We start from the raw sequence: 17,219 nt of genomic DNA, 5'->3' as shown, positions 1-17,219 counted from the left end.
AAATCTTGTTTACAAACAGTTTTTATTTTATTAGGATGAATAATCTTTATATTTGAAAATATAATTTAACATTTAAAAAACATTGAGAAAAATTTCTTTAATCATCATTCTTTTATGTTCATTAATAAGCTTAAAAGCTCAAGAAATTAAGTTTAGAGATAATATTGATAAAGATTCACTTTTTAATATCTCTGTTCAAAAACTTCCTGCACAAATACGTGAAGAGTATATAAAAATTTATAAAAACGGAAGAGAAAATGAAAAAGACTTTCTTCTACTTATGATTTCAATGCCAAGAAGTAATAAAGAGGAATTAATCACAAATTTTGAAAACAAAAGAAGTGAAATTCTAACGTTGAAAAATGAATATAAAAAATTAGTCCCACTTAATTATATTGTAGAAATTGAAATTCAACCAGAGAGTAAAATACTAACTACAAATGAAGAATACACAATAAAAATCTATACAAAAAAAACCGGGAAAGAATCAAAAAACAATAATACAATAGAAAGAAATGATGGTTTACAAGTTATATCCCAAAACTGGAACTTGAAACTTCAATCTAAAGAACTTGAAAAAGTTTTAAAATCAATAAATTGGACAAATCAAACCTTAACCAAAATTAAAACATTTTTAAATAACGCAAACTGCATTTCTATTGACAACAATACCATTTCAACCATTGGATATTCAAGAAGTGGATTAGGAAAATATTATTATAAAATATTTGAATCAGCAATAACTCCAGAGCAAAAATCAGAATATAATGATGGATGTCAATATATTTATTATAAGGATAATATAGTTTTAGAATATGGTGGCGGAGCAATTGGACCACAATGTTTTGAAAGTGAATAAAATCAAATTAATTACACAAACACCTCTTTTAAAATCCCATTAGAAGAGGTTTCTTATTTCCACATAAAATCCCCTACCTTTGCAAAATGGAATTAGAATCTATTTATAAAAAACTGCAGATTCAGGATATGAATCAGATGCAGAAAACAACATATAAAACGACAGAAAACAACACCGATGTTGTTTTACTTTCACCAACAGGATCAGGAAAAACACTTGCTTTTTTATTTCCGGTTCTTAGAAGTTTATCAAAAGAATCGACAGGAATTCAGGCTTTAATTTTGGTTCCGGCAAGAGAATTAGCTTTACAGATTGAGCAGGTTTTCAAATCGATGGGAACAGATTTTAAGGTAACTGTTTGCTACGGAGGTCACGATAAAAAGATTGAAATAAACAATCTCAAGGAAGCTCCTGCAATATTGATCGGAACTCCGGGAAGAGTTGCCTATCATATGAGAAATAAAAATCTTGATGTAAAAACAATTAAAAACCTGGTTCTGGATGAGTTTGATAAAGCTTTAGAATTCGGTTTTCACGATGATATGGAATACATTATTGAAAACATGTACAATCTATATCAAAGAATGCTGACTTCTGCAACATCGATGGATGAAATTCCAAAATTTACTGGTTTAAAAGATGAAAAAGTAATTGATTTCTTAAAATTAGGCGAAAACAAACCTGACATTCAATTAAGAAAAGTAATGACAATTTCTGAGGAAAAACTGGATACTTTATTCCACCTGATCTGTAAAATCGGAAACAAAAGAACCCTTATTTTCTGTAACCACAGAGAAACGGTTGACCGTATTGCTGATCTCCTTTTAGATAAAGGAATTGCCAGAGAAACCTTCCACGGCGGAATGGAACAAGACGAAAGAGAACGTGCTTTGCTGAAATTCAGAAATGATACGGCGAGAGTTTTAATCACCACAGATTTAGCGGCAAGAGGTTTAGACGTACCGGAAGTTGAATCGATTGTTCACTATCAATTGCCGACAACGGAAGATGCTTTCATCCACAGAAACGGCCGTACCGCAAGAATGAATGCAAAAGGTTTTGCTTATCTGGTGATGACCGAAGATGAGAAATTTCCGTTTATCAAAAAAGATACGCCTGAAGAATCTGTAAAAGAATTTTCTAAAGTTCCTGCAAACCCGCCATTTCAAACGATTTACATCAGTGCCGGAAAAAAAGATAAGGTCAATAAGGTAGACATCGTAGGATATTTATTGAAAAAAGGAGAATTGCAGAAAGAAGATTTAGGTCTGATTGAAGTAAAAGATACAACTTCTTATGTAGCAGTTTCGAGAACCAAAGTGAGAGATTTACTGAAAAAACTAAGCACTGAAAAACTGAAAGGCAAGAAAGTGAAAATGGAAGTTGCTTATTAATTTGAGGTTGAGGCTAAGGTTGAGACTAAAAAAAATCAACCTTAACCTTAACCTTAACCTTAACCTTAACCTTAACCTTAACCTATTTCAATCCTTTTGTTTTTGTCTGCAAAGTATAAACTGATTTTGAGGCGGTAATAAACAGAATATTGTTTTTCTCTCCTCCAAAAGTTACATTCCCCGTCCAGTCTTCAGGAATTTTAATGTGATGAACTTTTTCACCTTTGGTATTAAAAACCGTAACACCGTCTCCTGTAATATAAAGATTTCCATCCTGATCAAGCGTAATTCCGTCTGATCCCATTTCACAGAAAAGTTTCTTTTCAGACAATTTTCCGTCGCCTAGAATATCATAAACATAGGTTTTTCCGGCATCAATATCTGAAACATACAGCTTTTTCAACTTTATACTTCCAATAATTCCGTTGGGTTGCACAAAAGTTTCCAGTTTTGAAATCTTACCATTTCTGTTTCTGTAATACAGATTTTTTTCTGGAATTTCTACTTTAAAATTTTGCCAGTAATCTCTTCTATACAAGGGATCTGTGAAATAAATTCCTCCATTTCCATCGAGCCAAAGATCATTTGGTCCGTTTAATCTTTTTCCGTTAAAGCCTTTAGATAAAACCTCCATCGATTTATCTTTGCCAATTTTCCAGATTTCACCTTCGTTGTCTGAACAGGTAATTAAATTATCGTTCTCATCGAAATACGTTCCGTTGGCTCTTCCGGTTTTGTCTAAAAACAAAGACACTTTATCAGTTTTCCAGTCCCAGAAATAAATTTTATCGTTGGGCTGGTCCGTAAAATAAACATTTCCGGTTTTATCTGTTGCGGGACCTTCGGTAAATGAAAACTGATTTGATATTAATTTTGGTTCGGTATTTTCAAGCATTGCATTGTAATTTGGTGATTTGCAATTGAGAAATGCCAAAACCAAACCAACAAGACCCGCATTCAAAATATTTTTCATTTCTATAAATTTAAGGCATACAATTTACGATTTGTAAAAAGTTTAGCCAATTTTATATAACCATTTATTTAGTTTAACTACAAATAACAAAATGTCCTTTTTGTACTATTCTGTAAGTGTTTAATATTATTTATTAAACCTTAAAATCAAGAGCTTTGTATCATCTTTAGTGAGGGAATTTAGACTCATTATTACTTCAGAAATGATTTATTAATTATCTAAAAAAGTCCTTTTAATTCAATAAAATTCAAAAGATGAGCATTCAGCAAGGTAATATAAAAATTCCGGGAAGTGATGGTGAGGCTTTCAGAGATTCTGTAGGAACAATGGACGACACAGGAAAACGGAAATGGGTTTTCCCAAGAAAGCCAAAAGGTAAGTTTACCAATTACAGAGATTATACAAGTTATGTTTTATTAGCTTTATTTTTTGGAATTCCGTTTTTAAAAATTAACAACAACCCGTTTCTTTTAATCAATCTTATCGATAGAAAATTCTTCATTCTTGGTCAGTCATTTTACCTGCAGGATTTTTTTATTTTAGCTTTAGGAGCAGTGATCTCTGTCATTTTTGTGATGCTATTTACGGTGGTTTTCGGAAGAATATTTTGTGGATGGCTGTGTCCGCAAACGGTTTTCATGGAAATGGTATTCCGAAAAATAGAATATTGGATTGAAGGTGACCGTAACAAACAGATGAAACTCGACAGACAAAGCTGGGATTCCGAAAAAATAAGAAAAAGAGTTTTAAAATGGTCTGTTTTCTTTATCATGTCAGTGATTATTTCCCACTTTATGTTTATGTACATTGTTGGCTACGAAAATATTTTTAAAATCATTCAGGAAGGACCATTAGAAAACCCTTTGCATTTTACGGCAATGCTGTCTTTTTCATTGGTTTTTTATTTTGTTTTCACTTGGTTGCGTGAGCAAGTCTGTACTTTGATTTGTCCTTATGGAAGATTACAGGGCGTATTAATCGACAAGCAGACCATCAATGTATATTACGATACAAAGAGAGGAGAAGCTCGCGCCAAATGGAGAAACGGAGAAGACAGAAAATCTTCAGGAAAAGGTGACTGTATCGATTGCGGACAATGTGTCGTGGTTTGTCCAACAGGAATTGACATCAGAAACGGTCAGCAATTAGAATGCGTCAACTGCACTGCCTGTATTGACGCTTGTGATGAGGTAATGGTAAAAGTAGGTTTACCAACCGGATTGGTGCGTTATGCCACAGAAGCAGAAATTGAAACCGGAAAAAAACTCGGAATAACTTCAAGAATGATTATTACCACAATTTTTCTGGCGTTATTGATAGGATTTTTAGGATTTTTATTAAACGACAGAGGTTCTATGGAAGCAAAATTTATAAAACCTGCAGGCTCTACATTCTTTGTGAGAGACGGAAAAATCATCAATAATTTCACCTATACTTTTCTGAATAAAACCAATGAGAAAAAAGTAATTACCATAAAAGTGACACACCCTGATCATGCCGAAATTATTTCTTCAGGACCAAGCAAAATCACATTAAAAGGTGATCAAATTCTTAAAGGATCTATTGGAATTGCTTTTCCGGAAAATGAAATTAAATCTTCCAAACAAAATTTAACCATCGCTGTTTTAGATGAAAAAAATGAAGTTTTAGATACTTTCGAAACAACATTTGAAGGACCTTTTAAACTCGCATTGTAAAAGATTAGTTTTTATGATTTTTAATAAATTGCGAGGGTGTAATCCCTGAGTTTTTACGGAACATCCTCGCAAAATAAGAATACTCTTCATACCCCAATCTGAAAGCAATTTCCACAAGACCTTCATCAAGATAAATGAGCATTCTTTTAGCTTCAAGAATTACTCTTTCGGTAATAATCTCAGAAGCAGTTTTTTGCATAACTGTCTGTGTAATTCTGTTAAGATGCTTTGCCGAAATATTGAGTTGTGAAGCATAAAAAGAAATCGATTTTTGAGACGTAAAAGATTCTTCCAGCAAGTTTTCAAAATCCTGATAGTGTTTAAAATAAGATACACTTGTTGCTGAAGTTTTTTCATCATCTTTAGCAAACTCTCTTACCGACTGAATATAAATTTGAGAAATAAGTGAAAGTATAAATCCCTGTTTCATTACATTCTGAGACTCATGCTCGCTTCCAATATCCTCAAAAAGGCGAATCATATCTGTCAATTCATCAGATTGAAGCTGAAGCTTTCTCGGAAAACTCGGAGAGTTAAAAAACGGGAAATTTTTCAGCTTCTGATTAACATAATGCATTTCGTAATAAGGCTGAGAAAAAAAGAAAATATAACCATCGGTATCCGGAGAAAGTTCCCAACTGTGAACCTGTCCCGGAGAAAGAAAAAATAGGCTCCCTTCAGAAACGCTGTATTTTTGAAAATCTATTTCATGAATTCCGCTTCCTTTAGTGAAAATAACGGTTACATAAAAATCATGACGATGTGGTTTCTCGATATGCTTATGACTCGAAATCAAATGATTTTTCAGCGTATTGAAATAAAAATCCGGAGCATTTTTCTCTGACTGAAAAAGATTGATATGCAATACCGAGATAGAATTCATCCTGATTGATTAAGTGTGAAAGAGAACAAAAATACGCTTAAACTGCACATTTTACAACGTGTATTTGTAGTAAAGCTTAAAAAATATTTATCTTTGATTTTTCAGGATTTTATAATGAAGACAAATTTACCCGACAAACTGTATTATTCGATAGGAGAAGTTGCGAAAGCTTTCGATGTAAACGCTTCATTGATAAGATATTGGGAACAAGAATTCCCGATCATCAAACCAAAAAAAAACAAAAAGGGAAACCGATACTTCACTCCCGAAGACATTAAAAATCTGAAAATCATCTATCATTTGGTTAAAGAAAAAGGTTATACGCTTGATGGAGCAAGAATTGCGTTAACAACCAACTCAAAAATTTCTGAAACCGTAACTTTAATTGACCGCTTAGAATTCGTAAAAGCAGAGTTGCTTAAGCTCAAAGATTCTTTGGTAGAAAAAGATTCTGAATAAAAACGTAATATCAAATGATTAAAGTAAAACACAGAAAACATTTAAAAACTCTGGCCGGAGTCTCATTATTTCTTATAATTGTCGGAGCTATTTTTAATGTGAATACTTACTTAATGGCCGCTTTGATTGGAATCTTTGTCGTATCACTTGTCCAAATTTTCATTCACAAAAAAAGTGATTCTTAAGTTTACTTTTTGGGTATAAATACACTCACAATCAATTCAAAAACTTTCGAGATGTTGGCTTTATTATATTAAAGTTAATTGACTCTTTTGTAGAAAAAATCTAAAAAAAACCATTTCTCCAGAACATCAACCATCCTTTACATTTCCCTGTAAAACAATTATTTAATTATTCTTTTTTTCATTTTATAAGCTTGTGAATTAAATTAATTCATAACTTTATTGTATTCTGATTTCGGTAAATCGAAGTCAACCAAAACATAAATATTCAACGATGAAAAAAAATTACTATCAAAAGATGGCATTTCTCGGAATGTTATTGCTTGTTCTACTTGGATTTCAAAAATATACAGACAAATCCGACAAGCCTTTTCCCGAAGTCACATTTATTTCTGAAAGTTTACCTGTAGAATCTTTATCTGAATTTGATCCCAACGATTTAGATGAAAATCAATGGCAAAAGCTCGGATTTTCTGAAAAACAAACCGCAACAATTTTAAAATACAAGAAAATTGTTGGCGGAAAATTCCTTTCAAAAGAGCAACTCAAAAAATGCTTTGCCGTTTCGGAAGAAAAATATTCTCAGTTGAGTTCTTTTATTTTATTACCTGAAACCAATCTGGAAGCAAAATCCGGAAATTCAGGTTTTAAAACTTATGAGAAGAAATCTTTAAATATCACAAGAAAATTTAATCCTGATCAACTTTCACAAACCGATTGGGAAAACATGGGATTCTCTGAAAAACAAGCCGCTGCAATTCTGAAATATAAAAATTACTTAGGCGGAAGCTTTGTGAGTAAAGAGAAATTCAAAGAATGCTTTATCATTAATGAAGAAAACTATGCGAAACTTGAGCCTTATTTAATTCTTCCCGCAAAAACTCCAGCGAATTTCAATACTTATGCTGAAAAGTCTAATTCATCTAAAACTAAAACAGCACAAACCATCTTTGACCCAAATACTTTGGATGTAAAAGGTTGGATGGCTTTAGGATTTTCAGAAAAACAGGCAAATGTAATCGTGAATTACCGTGACAGAAATCTGAAAGGAAGTTTTAAAACTTTAGAAGATATTAAAAATTGCTTTGTTATTTCTGCAGAAAAGTTTGAAGAATTAAAACCTTTCATCAGACTGAATGCTTCTACAATGGCGAAAAACTCTGATGATAAAAAACCTGAACCAAAACAGGAAAAAACTGATTTTTCAAAAACAGATATGAATTCAATTACGTTTAAACAGCTTTTAGAATTTGGTTTGGATGAGAAAAGTGCAGGTTCAATGATCGGTTTCAGAAAAAAACTAGGCGGATTTATGACCAAAGAACAAATCATGGAAACCTACAATATTGATAAGGAATTGGTTCAAAAATTATTAAGCATTACTCCACTCGATAATTCAAAAGTTGAACGATATACTCTCGTTGATGCACCCGAAGAATGGCTGAAAAACCATCCTTATTTCAAATATTCCGCAGACAAAATTATTTATTACAGAATCAGCAATCCCGATGATAAAAAAATCTGGAAGTTATTGAAAACTAAGCCAGAATATGAAGCGAGGATGAGGCTTTATTTAAAGTAGAATGATGGAAGCTTGATGATGGAAGTCCGACGAGAGCCATTTTTCTTAGGCATTCAAAACTTTCACTAGTTGAACAATTCCTGATTTGATAGCTAAATAAACCTCCAGCTTCAGACATCCATCTTCCAGCCTTAATTATAGTAAAACTGTTAGAAATTCAGGTGATATCGAAACAATTCCTTCCGTTAAACTCTCGGGATGTGTTGTGAATCCTTTTAATTTTGAAGTTTTTCCTTTTAAAACTAAATCCATCAATTGTTTATCGGAAAGTTTTTTACCGAAAATATCAAATGAAACTTTAAAGCCGCAGTTTTTAAAATCGGAACATCCGACTGCGGTTTTACCTTTCATCAGATTGTGTGATTTGCATTTTGGGCATTGTGTTTCTTCCCAAGACTGTAATTCTTTTTTTACGGCTGGCTCACGTTTTTTCTTTTCCTTAACTTCTTCTTTTTCTTCATGTAAAGTGAAAACTTTTGCTTTTCCGTCGACTACTTTTTTGGTCAATTCGGTCACCATTTGTATCAATTCATCTTTGAACTGATTAGCTTCGTATTCACCACTTTCAATTTTACGAAGTTTTAATTCCCATTCCCCTGTTAATTCCGGGCTTTTCAGCAATTCGTCTTCGATGGTATCAATCAATTGAATTCCGGTTTGGGTAGCGATAAGATTTTTTCTTTTCTTTTCAATATATTTTCTTTTGAAAAGTGTTTCGATAATGTTTGCACGGGTTGACGGTCTTCCGATTCCGTTATTTTTGAGCATTTCACGAAGTTCTTCGTCATCGACTTGTTTTCCGGCAGTTTCCATCGCTCGAAGCAAAGTTGCTTCGGTGTAGGGCTTTGGTGGCGAAGTTTTCCCCTGATGAATCATCGGTTCGTGTGGTCCGGTTTCCCCAACTTTAAATTCAGGAATCGTCTGTTCTTCTTCCTTATCTTTTTCTTTATCGGTCGGTTCTTCTTTGGCATCTCTTGCATAAACTGCTCTCCAACCCGGTTCAAGAATCTGTCTTCCGCTTGTTTTAAAAGGAATTGTTCCAACCTGCGCTTCAACCAAAGTATTTGAAATTTTACATTCAGGATAAAAAACGGCGATAAAACGCTTCGCAATTAAATCATAAATCATTTTCTCTTCTCTCGTTAAATTGTGAGAAGGCGGAATTTCGGTCGGAATAATTGCGTGGTGATCGGTTACTTTTGCATCATCAAACACCGCTTTCGATTTTGGAATCGGCTGTTCCAGCAAAGGTGAAATCAAATCTTTGTAAATAACCATACTTTGAAGAATCCCTCCAATTTTCGGATATAAGCTTTCCGATAGATACGTCGTATCAACACGCGGATAAGTCACGTGCTTTTTCTCGTAAAGACTCTGAATATATTTTAAAGTGCTGTCTGCAGAATACCCAAACTTTTTATTGGCTTCTACCTGAAGTCCGGTCAAATCAAAAAGTCTTGGATTCTTTTCTTTTCCTTCTTTAATTTCAAATGAAAGAATTTCAAAAGCATTCAGCTTTAGATATTCCAAACCTTTTTCAGCTCGGTCTAATGTTTTTAAACGGTCAATCGCTGCGTTGAAAATAACGTCACGATATTTGGTTTTCAGTTCCCAATATTCTTCGGTTGAGAACGCATCAATTTCTTTCTGACGCTGAACCAACATCGCCAAAGTCGGAGTTTGCACTCTTCCAATCGATAAAACCGCTTTATTTCCACCAAATTTTTTAGTGAAAAGTCGTGTTGCATTGATTCCCAACAACCAGTCTCCTATTGCTCTTGCATTTCCTGCTAGATAAAGATTTTTGTAATCTTCGGCTGGTTTCAATTTTTCAAAACCTTCCTTGATCGCTTCTTCTGTCAAAGACGAGATCCACAAACGCTGTACAGGTTTATCGCATTTTGCTTTCTGCAAAACCCATCTTTGAATAAGTTCTCCCTCTTGACCGGCATCCCCGCAATTGATAACCTCATCACATTCGGCTACTAATTTTTCTATTACTTTAAACTGATTTTCAACGCCTTTATTAGGAATTAATTTGATTCCGAAACTTTGAGGAATAATTGGCAGCAAAAACAAATTCCAGGATTTGTATTGCGGACCGTAATCGTGAGGTTCTTTTAAGGTGCACAAATGTCCGAAAGTCCATGTTACACAATAGCCATTTCCTTCCATATAGCCTTGTTTGGGCATGGTTGCGCCCAATACTTTGGCAATATCTCTGGCAACACTGGGTTTTTCGGCAATACAAAGTTTCATGAATAGTCGGGATTATTGGAAGGGTTGCAAAAGTCGGGATTTTTTTTGGAATTATTGAAAATGAAATGTTGAAAATTAATAACCGACTCTAAATACCAGCTTTTTAATTATTGCAATTTCATATTTGTGATCGTAAATATAAAATAACTTCTTAAAATATTATTAGCAATAATTTACACAAAACTTATTGAAGACACCTTTTTTAACCTGATAATAATCCATTCTTTTTAATTAAAAAAATAAAAAGAATATTTAATAATTATTATTATCAAAATTTAAAACATAAACAACATATTGTTGAAAATACATATTTATAAACAATTATTTTAAAATAAATTCAACACAAAATACTTTTAATTAATAATTTTTAGTTAAAATATATTAATTCATTAAAAATAATTCATATATTAGATGAAACATAAATTTAAAATAATTATGAGAAATTTTTTACTATCATGCCTTTTAGTATTTGGAATTGGCATTTCTGCGCAAACAATACTTTTAGAAGACAATTTTGACACCGTTACTACAGGCTCCACAGGAAGTTGGACAGGAACCAACATTGGAACTTTATCTGTTTATCCTTATAATGCTTTTTACGTTCAAAGTGGATGTACTTCTAATTTAATAAGTGTAAGAACAATGCAGGTCACAGGCGTCACCTCAGCTACTGCTGTTAACTGTTCATATCAAAATGTTTCTGCAACTAATACAGGATTTGCAGCCTTAATTTATCGTATGGTAGACACCACTTCGTACTCTAACCTTAAATTATCTTACAAATGGCGATGTGGAGGAGAAACAGATCAGGACTACGGACAATTAGTATACTCTATAGATAAGATCAATTGGATACCTGTAAGCACCAAATTACAAGGACAGACCACAACCCAGACTATTACAGATTTAGCTTTACCGGCAGGAGCCGAAAATGCTGTGATTTACATCGGATGGCTTTTCTATGCTAACACAACCACTGCTACACAACCAGGCTTGAGTATTGATGATGTTAAGATTACGGGAGTTGCTCCTACCTCTTGCTCAGGAACACCCAATACAGGTACTGTTAGTTTATCTTCATATATAGGAAAATCTGGAACACCAATTACAACTTCTGCTTTAGCAGTTTCTGCAGGTGGAGGTATTACCTATCAATGGCAGAGTTCTATAGATAATGGAACTTCATGGAGTGATGTTTCTTCTGCAACCACACCTTCTTCAAGTATTACTCCAACAGGAAATTTCGGAAGTTCTATACTTTACAGATTAAAAACAATGTGCGCAAGTTCAGGACAGAATGCTGTTTCCAATACGGTTACTTATAAGTTTGACTATTGTAGTGTTTCTGCAGATGCAAGTGCTAATAAATTTCCAGTTACCTCAGTAAAAATTGGAACCTTGGAAAAAGTCTCAGGTACAACCCCAGGTCCTACAACACTGCCACAAGAATATTTCTTACAGGATGCTACAAACTTTACTGTTACTCAAGCCGACAATGTAACTATGGATGTAAAGGTTTTTGCAGGCACCAACAGAATGGGTCTCACATTTTTTATCGATTGGAATAATGACGGAGATTTTGATGATACCAATGAAGCTTTTAATACTACGACTCCTTTAACTGGTACTGGTACAACTGCAAACAACTTCCCACTTATACCAGCAACTTTTACAGTTCCTTCTAATGCTGTCGTAGGTAATTTGAGAATGAGAATAAAAACCAATTATTTCCCAACTACCAACAATACTACTCAATTAGCAACATTAAGTTCAGCTTGTAGTAATGTAATAAATGGACAATCAGAAGATCACATCTTAACAGTAAATGCCCAGCAATCTTTAGCCGTCTCTGATATTGACAAAACGGGAAATCTATCTGTGTACCCGAATCCGTTCTCAGGTATTCTTAATATCTCTGATATTAAAGGAGTCAAATCTATTTCCATAAACGATATTTCAGGAAGAGAAGTTAAATCTCTTGTACCTGCTAGAGAAATAAACCTTTCAGATTTGAAAACCGGTTTATACATCGTTAATCTTAAAATGAATGATGGCAGCATCAAACCATTCAAAGTAATCAAAAAATAATTACAATCTAAAATATTAAACCGTTTCGTTATCGCGAAACGGTTTTTTTAATGTTATATGCTAAAAAATTTATTGAAAAAACATAAAAAAACTCATAGTAAATTAATTAGATTTAAAATTACCTGTTTCAATTATCCTATTCTCAAAATACTCAATTCCACCGAACTCAAATAATTCCATTTCGCCGATGGTAACTGATCTTTTGCTTTTTTCCAGAAAAGAATGACTATACAAAGCATAAGAAGGCTGTTCAGCAAAACCATTTTTCAGCATTTGATGCGCTTCTACAATAGGTTTCCCATAGAGTTTTTTGAAACTTCCGATATTGTACTGTGAAAATTTTCCGTAGTGAACAATGAATTTTAATGATAATTCAATGGTTGTATTCAACATTTCGCTTAATTCCTGAATTTTCATATTGAAAGCCTTTCTCATATTTCTCAGCATTCCGGAAATCTTTTTGTACGAAGGTTGATTGTCGTAACGATAAAATAAAATCGCATCGCCCTCAATTTCCGAAATATTAAAATACTGATTGTTTACATCAATCAAAATAGAAAGTAGTTGTTTTACAATATATTCGCCGGTATAAAGTTTTGTATTGAACACAAATTCAGTAAATCCACTGAAATCGGGAATCAAAATAATTCCGCTGTTGATGTTTGTATTCTCCATAATTTTTTGGTTTGAAAACCCTTATTTGGTTAGACGAAAAAACCACCGTTTTACTTTACAAAAACTGAGTTTTTTTAATATAATCTTCTTTCAAAAAACATTTTATTGAATATTTATTTGGAAACCATAATCGTAGTTTTTAAGCTTATTTAAAAAAGTCGGAATATCTTTTACCAATTGATGACTGTGAAAAACACCTTTTGGAAGATTTTCATTAAGAATTAAAATTGCAATTTCTGCAGCAACGGATGCTGTAATTCTACCTTCATTATTTCCTGTAACGCTTACCACTTTTGAGTTTCCATTTTTGTTTTTACCTATAACTTTTACTCCGAAAACATCTGTTCCCATCGGAAAATTTTTAAAACTTTGAATCGCAAAATCCTGAACTTTTTTATTTCTGAAAAGTTTGGTAATCCGTAATTTTCTGAGAAATGCAGTAAGTTCTGTAAACCATTCCACATCAAAAGCCATTCTCGTCTGCACTTTCGGAACATCCAAAGCATTAAGCAAAACATGCTGATCTGAAAAATTAAAAAGATAAAAATTTCTGTTTCCTAAAAGATTGGTTTTCAAAGGCTCTGTAAAACTTTTTACGTTTTTTTCCTCATCATGTATTTTCAGTGTATAATTTGAATCTACATTGTCAAACGTCCATTGATAGGCATGATCGCCATGTTTTTCACCTAAACCTAAAAGAACAAATATATCAACAGATTCTACATTTTTCATTTGAGAAACAACATATTGCGCTAAGAGATTGGTAATTCCGGGAGCTAGGCCTACACTTAAAACTACTGTTGTATTATTTTGCTCTGCTAAACAATGCAGCTTTTCAATTTTCTGTAAATTCTGGTAATCAGCCGAAATATCGATGTATGAAATTCCTTTGAAAATACAATGTTCCACAAAATCCGTATTCTGCTGATCAAGACACATAATAACCAATTCTACGTCATTTAAAATAGAAAGATCCTTAGAATTATTCACATCTAACTGCTGTGGAATTACTTTATTTTGAAACTGCTCTGCTTTTGCGTGAGCTTTCGAAAAACTTCTCCCCGCAATAATAACCTGATGCGGATACATTTTCATTAAACGCTCTGCAATAGAACTTCCCACTGCACCGTAACCGCCAACAATTAATATTTTCCCTTTCATAATTTTGAATATTTTACAAATATCCTTCATTGATGAAAAATTCTGTTACAGAATTAAGGTGAGATGTTATGAAATTAAGGAAAAGTTTAAATCAAATTTCAATAATCAATTCTTTATCGTAACCGTTATATTTTTCGGTAATGTAACCGTGCGGATTACAGATAATTTCGGTCTCTCCTATTTTATATCTCGTAGGCGTGTGAATATGACCGTGAATCCAATAAAGAGGTTGATGTTCGGAAATGAAATCTTCAAGATTGGAAGCATACGCCGCAGTAACCGGATCTTTTTTAAAGTGCTCAGGAACCGATTGCAAACTTGGAGCGTGATGGGTAACCACAATGTTTTTCATTCCTTTTGAATTTTCCAAACTTTCTTTGAGCCATTGTTTTGAAAACTGATGAATCTTAAAAGTATCAATACTTCGCATTTTTGAATAGAAAGGATCACGAGTGATTTTCTTATAATCATTCATCACAGATTGACAAGTCATTCCGTAATATCTCGGATCACCAAAAATTGAAAAATCTGTCCATAAAGTAGCACCGTGAAATCTTATATTTTCAATATCCACAAAAGAATCTTCCAATACCTTTACATTGGAGTTTTTGAGGCTTCTTTTATTTTGTTTAAAGTTTTCGGATAAGAACCTTTGTAATATTCATGGTTTCCTAAGACATAAACCACCGGTTTATCGGGAATTTTAGTTTTAATCCACTCAATTCCTTGTGTTCCTAAATTAATGTCTCCCGCCAATACGACAACATCTGCGTTATCAAAAGATAAATCAGACAATCCGAATTCCTGATGCAAATCGCTGATGATTTGAATTTTCATGAGGGCTAAAATAAGATTATTCTAAGAATTAAAATATTTTCAATTTAATCAAATCAAGAAATAAAAATAAAATACTGATTTACAATTACTTAAATACATATTTAAAATTAACATTCAAAAAGTCTATTGTTTTAGTGGACTAATAAAAATATATGTTTTATATTTGCAACCGTATTCAAGTTAGGAAATGGAAATGAAATCAAAATTCACCTGCACTTTTATGTCGAAGATAAACATCAATTATATGATGATGTATTGCTGTATGCCTTTGTGTGGGAATTTTAGTGGCTGACCTTACTTTTATTATAACATATTTTTAAAGGCTTTACCACGTTGTAGAGCCTTTTTTTATTAAAAATTAGAGAAAAATGATAGAAATAAAGAATATTTCAAAAACATTTCATCAGAAAAAACAAGCTTTTAAAGCTTTACATAATATCAATCTAACTATTGAAAAGGGTGATATTGTCGGAATTATTGGTTTTTCGGGAGCCGGAAAAAGCACTTTGATCCGAACCGTTAATTTATTGGAAAGACCTGATGAAGGACAAATTATTATTAATGGGAAAGATTTTACAAAATTAAATTCCAAACAATTAGCCCATGAAAGAAAAAAAATTGGAATGATCTTTCAGCATTTTAATCTTCTTTCATCACGAACTGTCTTTGAAAACATTGCACTTCCGCTAGAATTGGACAATTTAAGTAAAGATGAAATCAGAGAAAAAGTGAATGAACTTTTAAAAATCGTAGGTCTTGAAGATAAAGCTCATGATTACCCCAAAAGTCTTTCAGGCGGGCAAAAACAAAGGGTTGCGATTGCAAGAGCTTTAGCCAATGATCCTTATCTACTGCTTTGTGATGAAGCGACAAGCGCGCTCGATCCGACAACAACGCAATCTATTTTAGAATTATTGAGAGACATTAACAATCGCCTAGGAATAACTATTTTATTGATCACCCACGAAATGGATGTTATTAAAACCGTTTGCAATCACGTTGCTGTCATCGATAAAGGACAATTAATATCAAAAGGAACTTTGAGTGAAATTATCTCCAACAAAGAAAATCCTATCATCAAACAATTTTTAAACTCAGGTGTTATGACTATACCGCAAGAACTTAACAAAAAACTACAGAAAGAACCACAAGAAGGTTTGTTTCCGTTAGTTGAAATCGAACTGAACGAAAGTATCAGCGTAGAAAAACTGCTTTCTGTAATCTACGATCAATATAAAATTCCGTACAAACTTCTGAAAGCTGATGTAGAATATTTGGGAAATTCCAATTTCGGAAAACTTCTTTTGCAGCTGCAGGGAGAAACTGATGAAAACCAGAAAGCAATCTATTATTTTAATCAGAATAACATTCAAAATACAGTAAAAGGTTATGCTTAGTGACACGGTAATTTCGCTTCTGTCAAAAGGAATTTGGGAGACAGTTTACATGACATTTGTTTCAGGTTTTTTCGGTTTTGTTTTGGGTCTTCCTGTTGGAGTTCTTCTTTTTGTAACCCGAAAAGCACAGCTTTTAGAAAACACAATTTATAACAGAATTCTGTCAATTTTAGTAAATATTTTCAGGTCGATTCCTTTCATTATTTTGATTGTCTGGATGATCCCTTTCACAAGATCTTTGGTAGGAACTTCTATCGGAATGAACGCTGCGCTCGTTCCTTTAAGCATTGGAGCGGCACCATTTATTGCAAGATTGGTTGAAAACAGTCTTTTGGAAATTCCGAATGGATTGATTGAAACAGCGAGAGCTTTAGGAGCAACTCCGTTTCAAATTATTAAAAAAGTTTTGTTGCCGGAAGCTTTGCCATCACTGATTAATAATGCAACGATTACTTTAATAACTCTTGTAGGATATTCTGCAATGGGTGGAGCTGTCGGAGCTGGTGGATTGGGACAAATTGGTTATCAGTACGGATATATCGGTTACGATGCGTTGATTATGAATCTTGTTCTTGGTTTGTTAGTCGCTTTGGTATTTATCATTCAGTTTTCAGGTGATCGATTGGCGAAAAGATTTGACCATAGGTGAGTTGAGTGGGAGGGTTTGAGAGTTTTAGCGCTTTAGAGTTTGCATCAACGAGAACAGATTTATAAGGTTTCAACAATAGGGAGATATCTAATTTATAACTTCTCACCATTCAATATTACTAAAT

15 protein-coding genes are annotated in these 17,219 nt (G+C 33.1%); 8 read left to right on the top strand and 7 right to left on the bottom strand.

What is annotated here, in order from left to right; all coding sequences use genetic code 11:
• The first annotated feature begins 82 nt into the window (after nt 1-82).
• Nucleotides 83-859: a hypothetical protein gene (locus BUR17_RS00160; RefSeq protein WP_074227998.1), complete on the top strand. Its 777-nt coding sequence runs from the start codon at nt 83-85 to the stop codon at nt 857-859.
• A gap of 86 nt (nt 860-945) precedes the next feature.
• Nucleotides 946-2,253: a DEAD/DEAH box helicase gene (locus BUR17_RS00155; RefSeq protein ID WP_074227997.1), complete on the top strand. Its 1,308-nt coding sequence runs from the start codon at nt 946-948 to the stop codon at nt 2,251-2,253.
• Between the two features lie 82 nt (nt 2,254-2,335).
• Here BUR17_RS00155 and BUR17_RS00150 read toward each other — a convergent pair whose 3' ends face one another.
• Nucleotides 2,336-3,226 carry an SMP-30/gluconolactonase/LRE family protein gene (locus BUR17_RS00150; RefSeq protein ID WP_074227996.1) on the bottom strand — a complete coding sequence of 297 codons (891 nt, stop codon included), beginning with the start codon at nt 3,224-3,226 and terminating at the stop codon, nt 2,336-2,338.
• A 254-nt stretch (nt 3,227-3,480) separates the two neighbouring features.
• On the opposite strand from BUR17_RS00150, the gene ccoG reads away from it, so the two are divergent.
• Nucleotides 3,481-4,923 (top strand): cytochrome c oxidase accessory protein CcoG, encoded by a 1,443-nt coding sequence (gene ccoG / locus BUR17_RS00145; RefSeq protein WP_074227995.1) that lies wholly within the window; start codon nt 3,481-3,483, stop codon nt 4,921-4,923.
• A gap of 4 nt (nt 4,924-4,927) precedes the next feature.
• Here ccoG and BUR17_RS00140 read toward each other — a convergent pair whose 3' ends face one another.
• Entirely contained in the window at nt 4,928-5,806 is an 879-nt protein-coding gene (locus BUR17_RS00140; RefSeq protein WP_074227994.1) for an AraC family transcriptional regulator, read from the bottom strand.
• A 114-nt stretch (nt 5,807-5,920) separates the two neighbouring features.
• Between BUR17_RS00140 and BUR17_RS00135 the strand changes: the two genes are divergently transcribed.
• Nucleotides 5,921-6,265, top strand: a complete 345-nt coding sequence (locus tag BUR17_RS00135; protein ID WP_034757421.1) for a MerR family transcriptional regulator — start codon at nt 5,921-5,923, stop codon at nt 6,263-6,265.
• Nucleotides 6,266-6,721: 456 nt separating this feature from the next.
• Nucleotides 6,722-8,029 (top strand): helix-hairpin-helix domain-containing protein, encoded by a 1,308-nt coding sequence (locus BUR17_RS00130; protein ID WP_074227993.1) that lies wholly within the window; start codon nt 6,722-6,724, stop codon nt 8,027-8,029.
• Nucleotides 8,030-8,164: 135 nt separating this feature from the next.
• On the opposite strand, the gene BUR17_RS00125 is transcribed toward BUR17_RS00130, so the two are convergent.
• Nucleotides 8,165-10,288, bottom strand: coding sequence for a type IA DNA topoisomerase (locus tag BUR17_RS00125; protein WP_074227992.1), 2,124 nt, complete (start codon nt 10,286-10,288; stop codon nt 8,165-8,167).
• Between the two features lie 435 nt (nt 10,289-10,723).
• Here BUR17_RS00125 and BUR17_RS00120 point away from each other — a divergent pair, with 435 nt between their 5' ends.
• Entirely contained in the window at nt 10,724-12,376 is a 1,653-nt protein-coding gene (locus BUR17_RS00120; protein ID WP_074227991.1) for a T9SS type A sorting domain-containing protein, read from the top strand.
• A gap of 102 nt (nt 12,377-12,478) precedes the next feature.
• On the opposite strand, the gene BUR17_RS00115 is transcribed toward BUR17_RS00120, so the two are convergent.
• The 4 genes from BUR17_RS00115 to BUR17_RS20920 form a co-directional block, all read right to left on the bottom strand.
• Entirely contained in the window at nt 12,479-13,051 is a 573-nt protein-coding gene (locus BUR17_RS00115) for a DUF2652 domain-containing protein (RefSeq protein ID WP_074227990.1), read from the bottom strand.
• Nucleotides 13,052-13,153: 102 nt separating this feature from the next.
• Nucleotides 13,154-14,212, bottom strand: coding sequence for a saccharopine dehydrogenase family protein (locus tag BUR17_RS00110; protein WP_074227989.1), 1,059 nt, complete (start codon nt 14,210-14,212; stop codon nt 13,154-13,156).
• Between the two features lie 91 nt (nt 14,213-14,303).
• A complete protein-coding gene (locus BUR17_RS00105) occupies nt 14,304-14,801 on the bottom strand; it encodes a metallophosphoesterase (RefSeq protein ID WP_228418555.1) in 498 nt (165 codons plus the stop codon).
• 5 nt (nt 14,802-14,806) lie between these two features.
• Nucleotides 14,807-15,049: a metallophosphoesterase gene (locus tag BUR17_RS20920; protein WP_228418553.1), complete on the bottom strand. Its 243-nt coding sequence runs from the start codon at nt 15,047-15,049 to the stop codon at nt 14,807-14,809.
• A 368-nt stretch (nt 15,050-15,417) separates the two neighbouring features.
• Between BUR17_RS20920 and BUR17_RS00100 the strand changes: the two genes are divergently transcribed.
• Both BUR17_RS00100 and metI read left to right on the top strand, forming a co-directional pair.
• Nucleotides 15,418-16,446: a methionine ABC transporter ATP-binding protein gene (locus tag BUR17_RS00100; protein ID WP_074227988.1), complete on the top strand. Its 1,029-nt coding sequence runs from the start codon at nt 15,418-15,420 to the stop codon at nt 16,444-16,446.
• Complete coding sequence (metI, locus tag BUR17_RS00095; RefSeq protein WP_074227987.1) at nt 16,439-17,095, top strand: methionine ABC transporter permease MetI; 657 nt, start codon at nt 16,439-16,441, stop codon at nt 17,093-17,095. The genes BUR17_RS00100 and metI overlap by 8 nt, the downstream gene beginning before the upstream one ends.
• The last annotated feature ends 124 nt before the right edge of the window (nt 17,096-17,219 follow it).

It is taken from the genome of Chryseobacterium scophthalmum, from assembly GCF_900143185.1.
GTDB classification, from domain to species: Bacteria; Bacteroidota; Bacteroidia; order Flavobacteriales; family Weeksellaceae; genus Chryseobacterium; species Chryseobacterium scophthalmum.
The sequence above is the reverse complement of the archived record's forward strand: the minus strand, read 5'-3'. Positions and strand labels throughout refer to the sequence as shown.

Bases quoted from the DNA above. Each gene is read 5' to 3' on its own strand.
- BUR17_RS00100 (WP_074227988.1), top strand. From the start codon at position 15,418: ATGATAGAAATAAAGAATATTTCAAAAACATTTCATCAGAAAAAACAA.
- metI (WP_074227987.1), top strand. From the start codon at position 16,439: ATGCTTAGTGACACGGTAATTTCGCTTCTGTCAAAAGGAATTTGGGAG.
- BUR17_RS00110 (WP_074227989.1), bottom strand. From the start codon at position 14,212: ATGAAAGGGAAAATATTAATTGTTGGCGGTTACGGTGCAGTGGGAAGT.
- BUR17_RS00135 (WP_034757421.1), top strand. From the start codon at position 5,921: ATGAAGACAAATTTACCCGACAAACTGTATTATTCGATAGGAGAAGTT.
- BUR17_RS20920 (WP_228418553.1), bottom strand. From the start codon at position 15,049: ATGAAAATTCAAATCATCAGCGATTTGCATCAGGAATTCGGATTGTCT.
- BUR17_RS00155 (WP_074227997.1), top strand. From the start codon at position 946: ATGGAATTAGAATCTATTTATAAAAAACTGCAGATTCAGGATATGAAT.
- BUR17_RS00140 (WP_074227994.1), bottom strand. From the start codon at position 5,806: ATGAATTCTATCTCGGTATTGCATATCAATCTTTTTCAGTCAGAGAAA.
- BUR17_RS00120 (WP_074227991.1), top strand. From the start codon at position 10,724: ATGAGAAATTTTTTACTATCATGCCTTTTAGTATTTGGAATTGGCATT.
- BUR17_RS00115 (WP_074227990.1), bottom strand. From the start codon at position 13,051: ATGGAGAATACAAACATCAACAGCGGAATTATTTTGATTCCCGATTTC.
- BUR17_RS00150 (WP_074227996.1), bottom strand. From the start codon at position 3,226: ATGAAAAATATTTTGAATGCGGGTCTTGTTGGTTTGGTTTTGGCATTT.
- ccoG (WP_074227995.1), top strand. From the start codon at position 3,481: ATGAGCATTCAGCAAGGTAATATAAAAATTCCGGGAAGTGATGGTGAG.
- BUR17_RS00130 (WP_074227993.1), top strand. From the start codon at position 6,722: ATGAAAAAAAATTACTATCAAAAGATGGCATTTCTCGGAATGTTATTG.
- BUR17_RS00125 (WP_074227992.1), bottom strand. From the start codon at position 10,288: ATGAAACTTTGTATTGCCGAAAAACCCAGTGTTGCCAGAGATATTGCC.